The organism is Marinobacterium sp. NO-S09, assembly GCF_059179545.1.
Window position 1 is genome coordinate 1,887,476 of sequence record NZ_CP168954.1, and the last position, 14,580, is coordinate 1,902,055.

Genomic DNA, 14,580 nt, shown 5'->3' on the forward strand with positions numbered 1-14,580 from the left:
AGCAACTCCTTTGGCGGATGAAAGTTGTTTTGTATTTTGGATGTGAAAATACTATACGCAATGAGAATTGTTATCAATGGTATTTTGGTTGATGAAATACAATTTTGGTGTTTTCAGGGAACAGGCAGTACCCTTATGCCTTTCATGTTGAAGGGAATTAACGGGCGTTATGGTTCAGAAGGCAGTAACCGCACTCCAGGCCAGGTTGGCCGATCAGATTGTGCAATGGCTGAAGCAGCAGGGCGCACCCCAGGGATTCAGGCTGAGGGAGGCGGCGCTGGCAGATCAGTTTCAGGTGTCACGTTCGCCCATACGGGCGGCGCTGGGATTGCTGGAACAGCAGGGCTGGGTGGAGTCTTTGCCCTATCGAGGCGTGGAGTTGCGGGTCCCGGCCAGTGAGCTGAGTCTGTTTGAGGAAAAGCTGGATGAAAGTGACCCTCAAGATCTGTATATGGCGTTTCTCATCGACCGTTTTCTGTCGGAGCTGCCTGCAGCGTTTTCCGAGCGGGAACTACAGCAGCGCTATGGTGCCAGCCGCTCTGAAGTGCAACGCTTGCTGGTGCAGCTGGAAGTCGACGGCATTGTTCAGCCGGGCAAAGGCTATAAATGGCTGTTGAGTGACAACCTGAATAATGCCCAAAGCCATTATGAGAGCTACCGCTGTCGCTTGATGATGGAGCCGGCCGCCTTGCTTGAGCCCGACTGGACGCTGGATTCGGAGGCCGTTGAGGCGCTGCTTGAACGTCACCAACAGGCCATTGAACAACCCGAGCAGGTCCCTGCAGCTGAACTGTTTGCCCTGAGTGCGGATTTTCATGAGTTGCTGATGCACTGCTCGGGCAACCGTTTCCTTGTTGCAATGATGAAGCAGCAGAACCGGCTGAGAAAGCCCTCGGACCTGTTGTCGATGCAGCTGCATACCTCGGTGGAGAAAGCCTGCCGGAGGCGCATGGCCATTCTGGAAGCGCTGCTGCAGGGGCGAAACCAGGAGGCATCCGAGCTGCTGCGGGCGTTGCTGGAAAACGATATCCGCGTGATGCGCCATACCTATTCGGAAGTGGCGCGGCTCTCGCGTCAGGAACTGGAACAGCTGGTACGCAAAGCGGGGCTGACCTTCAGGCTTCCTGCTTTCGATACGCCAACGGACTGACGCCGGTCCAGTGCTTGAAGGCACGTGAGAAGGCCCCGGGTTCGGCAAAGCCCAGCTGGCTGGAAATGTCACCAATGCTGAGGTTCTGGCGGGTCAACATCATGATCGCCTGGTCTCGGCGCAGGTTGTCCTTGATCGCCTGATAGGAGGTGCCCTCCGCCTTCAACTTGCGTGACAGGGTATATGAGGTGGTGTGCAGCTGCTCGGACACCCAGTCCAGATTCGGCAGGCCGCCTTCGTCGAAGGTTTCCAGCATACCGCGCACACGTGTGCTCAGACTGTCGTCCTCATCGGTCCAGATCAGCAGGTCGCGCGGTGAGCAGATGATGAACTCATCCAGTTCTTTGGAGGTACGTGTGACCGGCATGCTGAGATAGTTTTTGCTGAAGAAGATGCTGGTGCGAGGCTGCTCGAACAGGCATTTGCAGGGATAGATGAAGCGGTATTCATCAAAGTGCAGTGGCAACGGGTGGGTAAAACTTGCATGGCTGAGCACTATTTTACGGCCAATTAACCAGCCGATCAGCCGGTGCCAGACCATCAACAGCCACTCAACCAGAAAGTTGTCCGGGTCCAGCTCAGGATGCTGGTGAGTCAGGCTCAACTCCGCTTCGTCGCCGTCCAGATTCAGGCTGATCTCGATATCCTCCGAGAACAGGCTATAGCAGCGGATACTCTGTTCAATCACTTCCTGAAGGTTGCTGCTGTGCACCACCAGCGACCCCATCAGATGAAAGTGCCCTACCTTGCAGGGCTGGCTTGTTCGTCCCATGAACTCGTCATCTAGCTCGCGCCAGATAGCGCGAAACAGGCGAATGAATTGCCCTTTGCGGATACGTGCCTTGGGCTGGGCGATCACCTTGGAATCGATATCACAGTCCGCCAGCAATGCCGCTATATCCATGCCCTTGACCTCAGGGCCGTGCAACATGGCGCGTGCGTAATGGGATGAAAAGGTCAGGTTTTTCATGCTTGAAACAGGGCTCCAGCCAACCCGAAACCGCGATGCCGGCGGTGAACGGGCAAGCGTGAATCGCGTGCAAAAATTGTCAATTTATCTGTTGGAAGTTGTCATTCTGTTGTCACCGGCCTATCCATTAACCTGCTTTCATACTGCAAGTAAGGGAAAACCCTTGTTTCTAGAGCGCCTATGCATGGACCCCCTTCAGTGGGCAGCCGCATTACAACAATAAACAGGTTTCAGTATGGACAAGATCAGCTACAACGATTTCATCAAGGACTTCACGCCGGAGTCGATCATACAGAACTTCGTGGGCGATTTTAACGCGGGCCTCAACGTCTGTGAGGAGATCTGCGATCGCTGGGCCGAAGACCCCGCCAAGGTTGCATTGCGCTACGAACTGGCCAATGGCGACAGTGGTGAAATGACCTTCCGAGAACTGATGCAGCGTTCCGCTCAGTTCGCCAACTTCCTCCAGTCACGTGGAATTGGCAAGGGCGACCGAATTTCGGCCCTGCTGACCCGTACCCCTGAATTGTTGATTGCGGTACTGGGGGCGCTGCGTGCCGGTGCCGTGTATCAGCCGATGTTTACGGCGTTTGGCCCGGGTGCCATTGAGTACCGTGTGCAGAAGGCACAGACCAAGCTGATCATCACCAACCCGGACCAGTGGTCCAAGCTGAAAGACGTGAACGGCCTGCCGGAAACCATGCTGGTGGCGGATGCCGGTCATGAGCTGGCTGCTGAAGCGGATAACCTGTTCTACGCCACGCTGGATCAGCAGTCTGACCAGTTCGAGCCGGTCAAGATTGGCGCGGAAGATCCGTTCCTGCAGATGTTTACTTCAGGCACCACCGGCAAGTCCAAGGGTGTCACCATCCCGGCCAAGGCGCTGCCTGCGTTCTATGTGTACATGCGTTATGCCATCGGCCTGCGCGATACCGACAACTTCTGGAATGTGGCTGACCCGGGCTGGGCTTACGGCCTCTACTACGCCGTTGTGGGTCCGCTGCTGCTGGGCTGCACGACGCACTTCAATGAAGCCGGTTTTACCGCCGAAAACACCTTCGAATTCCTGCGCACCTACAAGATCACCAATCTGGCAGCGGCTCCGACCGCCTATCGTATGCTCAAGGCAAACGATGCTTTGCTGAAAGACTATCCGGAAATTGATCTGCGTGTGGCCAGCAGTGCCGGTGAACCTCTGAACCCGGAAATCGTGACCTGGGTGAAGCGTGCATTCGATTGCACCGTCTGCGACCAGTATGGCCAGACCGAAACCGGCATGACCTCGGCCAACTTCCACGAGCTGGAGCATCAGCACCGCGATGCCAGCATGGGCTATCAGTTGCCGGGCTATCGCCTGGTTGCTCTGGATGCCAACTTCAACGAAGTGGCTGAAGGGGAGAGCGGTGAACTGGCCGTGGACATGGACAACTCGCCGCTGTACTTCTTCCAGGGATACACCTGGGAAGAGAAGAGCCCCTTCCATGGCAAGTACTACCTGACCGGCGATATCGTCATCAATAATGGCGATGGTTCCCACTCCTATACTGGCCGTGATGACGACATTATCGCGTCTGCCGGCTACCGCATTGGCCCGGCCGATGTGGAGAGCACTCTGCTGGAGCATGAAGCTGTTATCGAGAGCGCCGTAGTCGGCAAGCCGGATGACAAGCGTGGTGCCATCGTTAAAGCATATGTGGTGACCCATCCGCAGTTCGATGCAGATGATGCCCTGGCTGAAGCCTTGCAGCAGCATGTGCGCAACCGACTGTCCACCCACGCCTTCCCGCGTGAAATCGAATTTGTAACCGACTTGCCGAAGACCTCAAGCGGCAAGATCCAGCGATTCCTCCTGCGCAAGCAGGCGGCTGAAGAAGCGGAAACAGCCTGATTCATCAGCCCTGATCCGCCGGGAGGCCGACGTGCCTCCCATCCAGTCGAGCAGAACAACAAAAAGGTGTACCTATGAAAGTACTCGTAGCCGTTAAGCGCGTAATCGACTACAACGTCAAAGTGCGTGTTAAATCCGACAAGACCGATGTCGATCTGGCCAATGTGAAAATGGCCCTGAACCCCTTCTGTGAAATCGCTGTTGAAGAGGCCGTGCGCCTGAAAGAAGCCGGCACCGCTACTGAAGTGGTCGTGGTATCCATCGGCAGCAAGCCCTGCCAGGAGCAGTTGCGTACCGCACTGGCGCTGGGCGCTGACCGTGCCATTCAGGTCGATGCTCAGGATCAGCTGGACTCCCTGTCTGTGGCCCGCATCCTGCAGAAAGTGGCGGAAGAAGAGTCCGCTGACCTGATCCTGTTGGGCAAACAGGCGATCGACTCCGACAACAACCAGACCGGCCAGATGCTGGCGGCGCTGATGGACCGCCCGCAGGCGACCTTCGCTTCTGAAGTGGTTGTAGAAGGTGAATCACTGAAAGTGACCCGTGAAATCGATGGCGGTCTGCAGACTCTGAGCCTGAAACTGCCGGCCGTGGTCACCACCGACCTGCGTTTGAACGAACCGCGTTACGCCTCTCTGCCCAATATCATGAAGGCGAAGAAGAAACCCCTGGATGTGAAAACCCCGGATGAGCTGGGTGCCCAGCTGTCTGGCGGTGCCGAGCTGCTGAGCGTTGAACCGCCGGCAGAGCGCCAGGCGGGTATCAAGGTAGGCTCCGTTGAAGAGCTGGTGGACAAACTGCGTAACGAAGCGAAGGTGGTAGCATGAGCATCCTGATTATTACCGAACACGACAACCAGTCTCTCAAGCCGGTCACCCTGAATTTGGTGACGGCCGCACAACAGATCGGCGGTGAAATTGACCTGCTGGTGGCAGGTGAAAACGCCCAGGCTGCAGCTGAAGCGGCCGCTGCCATCGCCGGCGTACGCAAGGTGATCCATGCGGATAATGCCGCTTACGCTCACCAGCTGGCCGAAAACCTGAGCAAGCTGGTAGTAGAGCTGGCCGATGGTTACAGCCACATCCTGGCGCCGGGTACCACTACCGGTAAAAACGTTGCGCCGCGCGTGGCGGCTCTGCTGGGTGTGAATCAGCTGTCCGATATCAGCTCGGTTGAAGCGCCGGATACCTTCAAGCGCCCGATCTATGCCGGTAATGCCATCGCAACCGTCAAGTCTTCCGATCCGGTCAAGGTGATCACGGTACGTGGCACCGCCTTTGATGCGGCTGAAGCTACCGGTGGCAGCGCGACTGTTGAAGCCTGTGGCTCTGTGCACCAGCATGCTGACGTGAGCTTCGTCGGTGAGGAGCTGGCCAAGTCCGACCGTCCGGAACTGACCGCCGCTTCGGTGGTGATCTCCGGTGGCCGTGGTATGGGTAACGGCGAGAATTTCGAGCTGCTCAACAAGGTCGCTGACAAGCTGGGCGCTGCAGTGGGTGCCTCCCGTGCGGCTGTTGATGCCGGCTTCGTCCCCAATGACATGCAGGTAGGTCAGACCGGCAAGATGGTTGCGCCCGAACTCTACATCGCTGTGGGCATCTCCGGTGCCATCCAGCACTTGGCCGGTATGAAGGACTCCAAGATCATCGTGGCGATCAACAAGGATGAAGAAGCGCCGATCTTCCAGGTAGCCGACTATGGGCTGGTGGGCGATTTGTTCGAGGCTGTTCCCGAGCTGGAAAGCCGTTTGTAAGCCGGCTTCTTTGTTCCAGCGAATGTCATTAGTGACAGGCCCGGCCGGACCTCAGTGTTCTGCCGGGCCTTTTCCTGTCTGGCCGTGATTAATCGTGGTCAGCGTCTCGTTGATATTGAAAATGCGACCGCGAATATTCTTCGCACCCATCGCTTCAACCCGCTTCGAGTGCATTTCCAGATATGCCTGCGCTGAAGCCTTATCGGCAAAATGGTAAATTCCGCCCGCCTCACCGGTTTCCGTATTCTCGGTCCATATCTTGGAAATGAAGCCCGGCTCCTGGTTGATGGACTCGGCCAGTCCGCGTGCAGCTTCGGTCAGGTTGTCACCGAGCATCTCGGCAGGCATGGTAAAATCAATCTGTATGATAACAGCCACGGTTGCTCTCCTTTGTCGTTTAAGCTGCGAGCTTAGATAGCAACCTGGGATGCGACAAGAAGGCACTTTCAGGTGCCTCGGTTACCTGCAGGAAACCCATGCGCGAACATTGTGAACTCTATACCGTACTCGAACTCATTGGTGGTAAATGGAAACCTTTGATTCTGTTCTGGTTAAAGGAGGGTACCTTACGCTTTGGGCAATTGCGCCAGTGCATGCCTGATGTGAGCCAGAAAGTATTGACGCAACAGCTGCGCGAATTGGAGCAGGGCGGTATTATTCACCGTCATGTATTCCCTGAAGTCCCGCCCAGGGTCGAGTATTCATTGACGCCTCTGGGTCAAAGTCTGGTGCCGCATCTGCAGGCGCTGCATGACTGGGTGGTGGAACATGCCGATGCGCTCAATACCGCACGGATGCAGAGTGAACTTCCAGAGCAAGCAGGAGAAGATTGAATGTTGAAAGCGTGCAAGCGTTTGGCCCTGATCGCAGGCTTGAGCGCCCTGGCAGCAGGGTGTGCAGTGTCTCCCACGGGGGAAAAAACGCTGCTGCTTAACTCGCCGCAGCAGATGAATGCCATGGGGACGCAGTCGTTCGAGCAGATGAAAGAGAAGCTCGAAATCGAGAAGGACAAGCAGACCAACCGCTACGTGCAGTGTATTGCCGATGCCATCGTGATGCAGGTGCCGCGTGAATACGGCTATGCGCCTCAGGATTGGGAGCTGGTGGTATTTAAAGACGAGGCCGTGAATGCTTTCGCGTTGCCGGGCGGCAAGATGGGTGTGTATACCGGCATGCTCAGGGTGGCAAAAAACCAGGATCAGCTGGCATCGGTGATTGGCCATGAGGTGTCTCATGTATTGGCGCAGCACGGTAATGCGCGTATGAGCCAGCAGATGCTGACACAGCTTGGTATTACCGCCACCAGCTTGGTACTGGCTGATCAGGTCGATAGCAAAACTCAAAAGGCTGCCGTTATGGCACTGGGGCTGGGCGCTCAGTACGGCATCCTGCTGCCTTACAGCCGAGCCCATGAATCCGAGGCCGACATGCTGGGCCAGGAGCTGATGGCCAAGGCCGGTTTCGACCCGCGTGAAGCGGTAAGCCTGTGGCAGACAATGGCCGAAAAGGGTGGTGCTGCACCGCCTGAACTGCTGTCGACACACCCGGCATCCACAACCCGTATTCGCAAGCTGGACGCCCAGCTGTCACAGTACTATCCACTGTACCAGCAGGCACAGGCCGAAGGGCGTCGCCCCAACTGTGATGCCTTGAAACCGCGTTAAGTGAAAGGTGTCTGCGGACTTTGCGAAACTGTAGAGAAAAGTCACCAGAGAGAGCCTTCTGTGACAAGCCAGTTGAGACAGGGCTCTTGTGGTAAACCTGCATTGATACATGCAAACTGTGACAAGGTGTACCTGTGGGAGGCCAGTCCCCTGGCCGAAAGGGCTACCTGCAGTAAAAAAGTCTGAAAACTGCCCAACAAAAAACCTCCCCTGCTTGTGGCAGCGGGAGGTTTTTTATTCTGGCTTGGCCGGTAGTAGTATCAGTCGATCAGACCATACTGATCACGCAGAATCTCAATGATTTCAGCTTTCGGATTCTCAGACAGCTCAATCTTATGGCCAACGATCTTCTCGGCAATGCCCAGGTAGGTACGGGAAACATCCATCAGCACTTCAGTCGGCAGGGCGTTGTCGCGGGCCAGGGCCTCACGCTCATCCATGCGCTCCTTGTTGAGCAGGATATCCGGATCCGGGAAGTGGTTCAGCAGCAGCTGGCGGAAGCCTTCTTTCGACTTCTCGATCACCTTGCCATCGCGGTAGGCCGGGCCATCCCAGATACGGGAGGAGTCAGGCGTGCCCACTTCATCCATGTAGATCAGCTTTTCGTTGCCGGACGCATCGGTGACGTAACCGAACTCGAACTTGGTATCGACGAACACCTGATCCAGATCGGCCAGGGCATCGCTGATCACGCCAAAACCTTCTTTCAGCAGTTTCTCGTACTGGGCGATGTCCGCTTCAGAACGGAAACCGAAAGATTCGAAGTTATCGGCGATGTTGGCGCGGGTGATGTTCACGTCATCCGCTTCCGGAACGCCCGGAATACCGCGCAGAATACCCTTGGTAGAAGGGGTCATCAGCAGTTCGGGCAGCTTCTGGTCCTTCTGCAGGCCTTCCGGCAGAGTGATACCACAGAACTCGCGCTCGCCCTTGGTGTAGGCGCGCCACATGGAGCCCGTAATGTACTGACGACAGATCGCTTCGATCATCACCGGACGTGCCTTCTGTACGATCCAGACAAACGGATGCGGGATATCAACGATGTGGCTGTCGGCCAGACCCTTCTCGCGGAACAGGCCAAACCAGTGGTTGGAGATCGCATTAAGCGCCGCGCCTTTGCCGGGTACGCCATTCAAGCCATCTTCACCGTGCCAGATACAATCGAATGCGGAAATACGGTCACTGATCACCATGATTGCCAGTGGGGCATCAGGGGCCACGTCGTAGCCTTTCTCTTCGATCAGACGGCGGCTGTCCGCTTCGGTCAGCCAGTAGACGGAACGTACCTTGCCGCTGTGAACGGGGCGGTCGGTACGGATCGGCAGGTCGTTGTTCACGGCCAGAACGGATTGCGCAAGGCTCATGGTGTCACAGGTCCTGTTGCTTGGGTTGGTCAGCCATCAAGGGCAGAAATGAATGGCGGGATTCTAGCACAAGGTTGGCAGGATTCGCGCGCGGAGCGCGCTCCCACAACACTATCAGTGTGATCAAACTGGAGAGTAGGAGAGTTTAGTTCGCTCACAGGTGTGAGCTCCCACACTTATCATTAACTCCAATACTGAGAGAGTGGTTTGGGGACTGCAGTTTCTGGATGAACAGGTTGTAGTTTAATTTGCTGCATCCTCATACCGATTACCGCACTTCGGTGAATAGGTAATGTGTGAGAACTCACTCTGTGAGCGAATCCAGGCCTTTCCTAAGGAACCATTCGATTACTGCCAGGTCTTTTGCGGGTCTTGTGGGAGGCCAGTCCCCTGGCCGAATAGCGCTTTGCCCAGCCTCATCTCAGCCTAAATCCAAACCGCATCCCAAAGCGGATAATCCCGAACTGAACGAACCAGCCCCGCGCGAACCGGGTTAGCCACTACATAGCGGGCCAGATGAACCAGATCATCTTCCTAGCGCAGCTGCCGGTCATGGAACCCTGACTGCCAAACGCCAATGTGATAGCCAGAAGCCTGATGGATGAGTGAAGTGGTGCGGCTTTTAACAAAACGAACAGACTCGGACAGACTGAACGCGTCCTTTAACTGCATCAGCCAGTGAACATGATCCGGCATTACCACATACGCCAGCGTCTCGGAGGAGAGCTGGGCTTCCTGCAGTGCATGAACGAAACAGCGGGCGGTATGAAACTCAGAGAATACCGGTGCGCGCGCTTTGCAGTTAATGGTGATCAGGTAGATATGTCCGGTCGCCGAATAGCGACCGGTACGCAAGCGGTTTGAATGATACATAAGGCATCCTTGCCTCTGTTATTGGTGTTTGAGTATAGGCCTGATGTGGGCGTTCTTTGGTGATATTCATATTCGCGCGCGGAGCGCGCTCCCACAACAAAATACTAAGCTCATTAATACAACTACCTAAGCACAGGCCTGCTCTGTGGGAAATGAGATGGATCCGCCCACCCCGTGCCATGATTGAGTTTGCAGACCAATCAAGGTTCGGCATCCAGGCAAGAGGATCCATCTCATGAATAAGACTAGCATCATCGGAATTGATCTGGCCAAGCATGTTTTCCAACTTCAAGGCAATGATCAACAGGGGCATACCCGCTTTGCAAAACAACTGAAACGGCATGCGCTCCTGCCCTTTTTGGCGCGCCAACCGAAAAGCCTGGTTGCCATTGAAGCCTGTGGCGGTGCTCATTACTGGGCACGTGCTATCAGTGCGCTCGGGCATCAGGTGAAGATTATTCATCCCCGGTACGTAAAACCCTTCGTTCAGGTGCATAAAAATGATCAGCGTGACGCTGCCGCGATCGCCGAAGCCGCCGCCCGACCGGCGATGCCTTCAGTGGCACCCAAATCGGTCGACCAGCTCGACATCCAGGCACTACACCGAGTACGTGAACGGCTGGTTAAAGAGCGCACGGCCATTGGCAATGAGCTGAGGGGTATCTTGCTGGAAATGGGGGTCGTTATTGCCCAAGGACATCGAGCCATCCTGGAGGCTGTTCCACGCGTTTTAGAAGATGCCGACGCTGAGTTGAGCCACCGAGGCCGCCAACTGATTCATGATCTGCGAGATCAATGGCTTGAGCGTGAACAGCGCATTGCTCACTATGACCGCGAGCTGAAACAGATCGCACGAGACAACCCAGTCTGTACACGCCTGCAAAGCATTCCAGGTATCGGCCCAGTGAATGCCACTCTGCTGTACAGTCACGCGGGCGATGCCGGTCACTTCAAGTCAGCGCGGCACTTCAGTGCCTACTTGGGCCTGGTGCCCCGGCAGCATGCCAGTGGTGGCAAAGAGCGCCTGCTGGGCATTAGCAAGCAGGGAAACGTCCACGTGCGCAAGCAGCTCGTGCATGGTGCTCGTGCGGCCTATCGCGCCTTGATACACACTGACGACTCGCGGTTGGCCCGATGGCTTCACGGGATGAAAGGGAAACATCCCAATACAATCATCGTCGCGCTGGCCAACAAGCTGGCCCGCATTGTCTGGGCGCTCATGACACGGGAAGAGTGTTACCGGGCATGAGCGTCAGCCATATTAATACTCAGTAATGTAACAGGTACTCATCACCAGAGTTGCGCAGAGCCTTAGGACACCACAGATAAGATCGACTTGCTGAAGCCTTTGAGCGCGCATGGCTCATAGAAGCCGAGTGGGAGATCAGGACAGCAAGTGCATATCTCATAATGGCCAGGGGTGGATACGCCCCGATGACAGGCCGGATATAAGCATGCAATCTCTATCTACTGGTCAAAGGCTTGCAACCCGGGCGGATCCATATAAGCGCGCTCCGCGCGCGAAAAAATGTTCATCTCACTTCAGCAAGTGCTCATAACGCTGGTCGGTCAGTGTCTTCATGAAGGCCACCAGCGCATCAACGCGTTCATCTTCGAGTGCGGGGCCTGCTTCCAGCTCTTTCAGCGCCAGATTAGCGGACACTTCCGGCTCGCCCCAGGGTTCTCCGGTTTCCGGGTTGGTGGTGCGGGTGGGGTTGTTGTACTTGTCGTAGAACAGCACCACGGTGCGCAGATCCTGGAACACGCCGTTATGCATGTAGGGGCCGGTGACGGCGACGTTGCGCAAGGTGGGAATCTTGAACTTGCCGGCCTGGGTCGGGTCATCGATGGCCGGGTTGTCCAGCAGGCCCTGGTCGATGAACTCAGCGGCAACACCATTAACTGCGCGCAGTTTTGTATTCACCGGTGTGCCTATGTTGCGATATTCGTAGCTGGTGAAGGTTTCATCCTTGGCGCGTGCACTGGTGCGCAGCTGGTGGCACTGGTTGCAGTTGGTGAATTGCTGCGAGAAGAACAGCAGGCGCCCCAGTTCTTCCTGGTCCGTGAGCTTGGCTTCGCCGCGCAGGAAGCGGTCGTATTTGGAATCGAAGGGAGCAAACTCTCTGGTTTTCTCAAAGGCTTCCAGGCTGTCTGCCATGGCGGCATAGGCCTGTTCAGGTTGCTCCAGAATACCGCTGCCGTAAAGCTTCTCGAACTGCATGACGTAGCGCGGTGCCTCTTTCAGACGCGCGACCACGCTGGCCTTGTCCGGCATACCCATTTCGATCGGGTTCAAGGGCGGGCCACCAGCCTGGTCGGCCAGGGTTGAGGCGCGTCCGTCCCAGAACTGGCCGCCGGCCCATTCGCCATTAGCCTTGCGATGAAACTCGGGGCTGAATGCAGCATAGGCAGCAGTAGGTGCGTTGCGATCGCCCAGTGAGTGTCCATCGTCACCCAAGGATCCGCCAAGCTCTGTACCCTTGCGGTTATCAGCGAAACCCTGTGCTGGCGAATGGCAGCTGGCGCAGGACTGGCTGCGGTTTTTCGACAGGTTAACGTCAAAAAAAAGCTGCTGGCCCAGTGCGGCTTTGGCCTTCAGTTGGCTGGTGTCAGCGTCGTTTTGCGCCATTGCTGTGGTGGTGGAAAGGCACAGTGGGAGCAGGAAGGTAAGCAAGGCACGATTTTTCATGAATACAGCCTGATTATCAGAATCATTCTCAGTTATCCATTATGTTAACACGTGCAAAGTTGCCTTGCCGAGCGGGTGAACACTGAGTTTGATCCAGCGCAACGCTGGGTTTAAGGTACGTGGTCAAACGCACAGCAGGAGAGCGAACATGCGTGTCGCCACAGCACATAATCGTGATGAGCAGGTCATTGAAGCGCTGGAACGCTTCGATGCCGATCTGGATGCACATTTGAGGCAGCAAAAGTATGAGCGCATGTCGGTATCGGCATTCAGCTTCTTTCGTGGCAGCAACCACCTGTACTGGCAGGATATGTATCGGGATTGGCACTTTTCCCTGTTTGGTGGGCGTACCGAGACGCAAACCTGGCTGCAGGGGGATGCGCACCTGCATAACTTTGGTGCCTACGGCAGTCATGATGAACGGGTGCGTTTTGGCCTGGATGACTTTGATGACGGCATCGTCGGCGACTACCAGTACGATCTTTGGCGTCTGCTGATCAGTGTGGTCCTGGCGGTGCGTGAGAGTGAGGCACTCAAACCGGAAGCGATCACCGAGATTCTGGAAACGCTGATCGACAGCTATCTGGACACGCTGGCGGCGGATAGTGAAGAGGTCCGGGACTGGGCCGCCATGGCGGATACGACTGATGGCCGCCTGCAGGCCTTCCTGATCAAACTGACCGACAAAAAAAGCCGCGCCAAGATGCTGCGCAAATGGACAGTGGCCGAGGGTGAATCAGCACGCAGCTTTATGCCGGACCACCCCAAGCTGGAGCCATTGCTGCACTCTGAATATCAGGCGCTGGAACAGGCGCTGCAGGATTATCAGGATACACTGGCGGACGAGGTGCCCGGCCACAGTCATCAGCATTTCAAGGTGAAAGATATTGCCCGGCGTATCAATGCCGGTACCGGTTCTCTGGGAACGGACCGTTTCTATGCCCTGGTTGAAGGGCAGGGCAGTGGCGATCATGATGATGTGATTCTGGATATCAAGGCGCAGCAGCCGCCGGCGGCCTGGTGGGTGATGAGTCAGCGAGAGCGCGACGAATATGCCGCCATGTTTGCACATGAAGGGGAGCGCCATGCTCTGGCCTTTCAGGCGATGGCGCGCCACCCGGACCCTTATGTGGGCTGGCTTGAAGTGGGTGAGCAGGTGTTTTCCGTGCGGGAGCGCTCACCCTTCAAGGCAGACTATCCGACCGATAAGCTGACCAAGCCAAAGCATTGGCGCCATATTGCCGCGCTTTGGGGCCGTATTCTGGCAGCCTCCCATCTGCGCGGCGCTCAGGCGCTGAGCGAGGAGGGCGCCAGTCAGTTTGCCAAGGCTGTATTGGACCTGGCACTGCCTCAGAAGGCGGCATTCAACGACCTGCTGCAAGGTATGGCGCAGGCCTATGCCGACTGCGTTGAACGTGACTATCAGGCGTTCCTGCGCCATCAGGAATCCTGATTAATCGATCACCACCAGCTCACGCAGGCGTTCCAGTTCCTGGATACGCTTGCGCGTCTCCTCAATAAAGGCTTCACCGGCCTTGTAGCGGGCGACCTCACCGTCTTCATCATCCAGGAACGCGCGGGTCATGGCTTCGGCACGCTGGTCCAGCCAGCGGTTCTGCAGTTCCACCTCATGACGACGCGCCTGTTCAGGCAGGTAGTCCAGCGTATCCTGAAACAGCATGTACAGCCGTGCATCGTACAGATAGGCAATGCTGGAAAGGGTGTGATTTTTGCTCAGCTGAGACTCTTCAACCTGCAGCTGGGCTTCCAGCTGGGTAATCGGCTGGTCCAGTTTGGGCTCCCAGTTCAGGTCGGCACTGGCGGGCAGCTGGGCCGGAATGGAGCTGGCTCTGGACTCTTCGACAATCGGTTCTTCGGCAGGGGGCTGGGGCGTTTCAGCCGGTTCCGGCTCGGAAATGAAAGGCACCTGTATGGTTTGGCAGCCTGTCAAAAGTGTGCCGAGGAGCAGGCAAGCGGCGAGTCCCGGTCGAAGTGTCATAGATTTCGTCCATGTTGTGGCAGAGTGAGCTGACCATTCTACCTGAGCCAGACAAACAGGCCAGTCTCTGTTTGAGCGGGCAGTCGCCTTGATTTATGTGTCCCTGATGGTATTATCCTCGCCGCTCTTGGGGGAGTAATTTTCTGTCCGGCGTCAGCCGGCGGAGTGGCCGTCAACATAATTGAGCCTCAAGCTCATGGCTGTCACGTCCCGTACGGGATTAATGAGAC

General features: G+C 56.3%; 14 protein-coding genes. 8 read left to right on the forward strand and 6 right to left on the reverse strand.

Features of this window, described 5'->3' with window-relative positions:
• Positions 1–169 precede the first annotated feature (169 nt).
• Complete coding sequence (locus O3C79_RS08780) at positions 170–1,150, forward strand: GntR family transcriptional regulator (protein ID WP_494385631.1); 981 nt, start codon at positions 170–172, stop codon at positions 1,148–1,150.
• Here O3C79_RS08780 and O3C79_RS08785 read toward each other — a convergent pair.
• On the reverse strand, positions 1,116–2,120 hold the full coding sequence (locus O3C79_RS08785) for an AraC family transcriptional regulator (protein ID WP_494385632.1): 1,005 nt from the start codon (positions 2,118–2,120) through the stop codon (positions 1,116–1,118). The two genes, O3C79_RS08780 and O3C79_RS08785, sit on opposite strands and share 35 nt — an antisense overlap.
• Positions 2,121–2,355: 235 nt before the next feature.
• On the opposite strand from O3C79_RS08785, the gene O3C79_RS08790 reads away from it, so the two are divergent.
• From O3C79_RS08790 to O3C79_RS08800, 3 genes are all read left to right on the forward strand, one after another.
• Positions 2,356–4,008, forward strand: coding sequence for an AMP-binding protein (locus tag O3C79_RS08790; protein WP_494385633.1), 1,653 nt, complete (start codon positions 2,356–2,358; stop codon positions 4,006–4,008).
• Between the two features lie 74 nt (positions 4,009–4,082).
• The gene (locus O3C79_RS08795; RefSeq protein WP_494385634.1) at positions 4,083–4,835 is read left to right on the forward strand and encodes an electron transfer flavoprotein subunit beta/FixA family protein; all 753 of its coding nucleotides are present in this window, start codon (positions 4,083–4,085) and stop codon (positions 4,833–4,835) included.
• A complete protein-coding gene (locus O3C79_RS08800; RefSeq protein ID WP_494385635.1) occupies positions 4,832–5,761 on the forward strand; it encodes an electron transfer flavoprotein subunit alpha/FixB family protein in 930 nt (309 codons plus the stop codon). The genes O3C79_RS08795 and O3C79_RS08800 overlap by 4 nt, the downstream gene beginning before the upstream one ends.
• A 51-nt stretch (positions 5,762–5,812) precedes the next feature.
• Here the strand turns inward: O3C79_RS08800 and O3C79_RS08805 are convergent, their stop codons facing one another.
• The gene (locus tag O3C79_RS08805) at positions 5,813–6,139 is read right to left on the reverse strand and encodes a monooxygenase (protein ID WP_494385636.1); all 327 of its coding nucleotides are present in this window, start codon (positions 6,137–6,139) and stop codon (positions 5,813–5,815) included.
• Positions 6,140–6,237: 98 nt separating this feature from the next.
• Between O3C79_RS08805 and O3C79_RS08810 the strand changes: the two genes are divergently transcribed.
• Positions 6,238–6,594, forward strand: a complete 357-nt coding sequence (locus O3C79_RS08810) for a winged helix-turn-helix transcriptional regulator (protein WP_494385637.1) — start codon at positions 6,238–6,240, stop codon at positions 6,592–6,594.
• Positions 6,595–7,425 carry a M48 family metallopeptidase gene (locus O3C79_RS08815; protein WP_494385638.1) on the forward strand — a complete coding sequence of 277 codons (831 nt, stop codon included), beginning with the start codon at positions 6,595–6,597 and terminating at the stop codon, positions 7,423–7,425.
• A 260-nt stretch (positions 7,426–7,685) separates the two neighbouring features.
• Here the strand turns inward: O3C79_RS08815 and O3C79_RS08820 are convergent, their stop codons facing one another.
• Entirely contained in the window at positions 7,686–8,789 is a 1,104-nt protein-coding gene (locus O3C79_RS08820) for a phosphoribosylaminoimidazolesuccinocarboxamide synthase (protein ID WP_494385639.1), read from the reverse strand.
• Positions 8,790–9,323: 534 nt separating this feature from the next.
• Entirely contained in the window at positions 9,324–9,662 is a 339-nt protein-coding gene (locus O3C79_RS08825; protein WP_494385640.1) for an REP-associated tyrosine transposase, read from the reverse strand.
• A 235-nt stretch (positions 9,663–9,897) separates the two neighbouring features.
• Here O3C79_RS08825 and O3C79_RS08830 point away from each other — a divergent pair, with 235 nt between their 5' ends.
• Positions 9,898–10,911 (forward strand): IS110 family RNA-guided transposase, encoded by a 1,014-nt coding sequence (locus tag O3C79_RS08830; protein ID WP_494384249.1) that lies wholly within the window; start codon positions 9,898–9,900, stop codon positions 10,909–10,911.
• A 288-nt stretch (positions 10,912–11,199) separates the two neighbouring features.
• Here the strand turns inward: O3C79_RS08830 and O3C79_RS08835 are convergent, their stop codons facing one another.
• Positions 11,200–12,351, reverse strand: coding sequence for a cytochrome-c peroxidase (locus O3C79_RS08835; protein WP_494385641.1), 1,152 nt, complete (start codon positions 12,349–12,351; stop codon positions 11,200–11,202).
• Positions 12,352–12,499: 148 nt separating this feature from the next.
• Here O3C79_RS08835 and O3C79_RS08840 point away from each other — a divergent pair, with 148 nt between their 5' ends.
• The gene (locus tag O3C79_RS08840; RefSeq protein WP_494385642.1) at positions 12,500–13,804 is read left to right on the forward strand and encodes a DUF2252 domain-containing protein; all 1,305 of its coding nucleotides are present in this window, start codon (positions 12,500–12,502) and stop codon (positions 13,802–13,804) included.
• On the opposite strand, the gene O3C79_RS08845 is transcribed toward O3C79_RS08840, so the two are convergent.
• Entirely contained in the window at positions 13,805–14,350 is a 546-nt protein-coding gene (locus O3C79_RS08845) for a hypothetical protein (protein ID WP_010323771.1), read from the reverse strand.
• Between the last annotated feature and the right edge of the window lie 230 nt (positions 14,351–14,580).